Annotated in this window: 1 protein-coding gene; it reads left to right on the forward strand. The window is 65.8% G+C overall.

What is annotated here, in order from left to right; genetic code table 11:
• Positions 1-310 (forward strand): hypothetical protein (locus KK062_RS30215; RefSeq protein WP_254088108.1); only part of this gene is annotated, 310 nt, incomplete at both ends.

Consider the following 310-nt stretch of genomic DNA (forward strand, 5'->3'; position numbering starts at 1 on the left):
GTGTATAACTCGTACGCGGTGAACCGTCGTCAGCGTTGCGTCTTCACGCCGACAAACACCGCCGCCCCCGGCGCCGGTGGCGTGGCCTTCGTCGGTGGCTTCGGCTACCAGGACTGGCCGTGCTGGGTATTTGTGCTCAGCGGCAAAGGTGGCGGTGAAGCCGGTGCCCACGAGATCGGCCCCACCGTAGGACTCGGCCACCCCGGCCGCACCACCCCCAACGAAGGCTACTTCGCCGGTCACGGCGACTGGGCCCCGATCATGGGTGTAGGCTACTACGAGCCGATCACACAGTGGAGCAAAGGCGAAT

Origin of the sequence: Dawidia cretensis (genome assembly GCF_018598175.1) — a bacterium.
Classification (GTDB): Bacteria; Bacteroidota; Bacteroidia; order Cytophagales; family Cyclobacteriaceae; genus Ohtaekwangia; species Ohtaekwangia cretensis.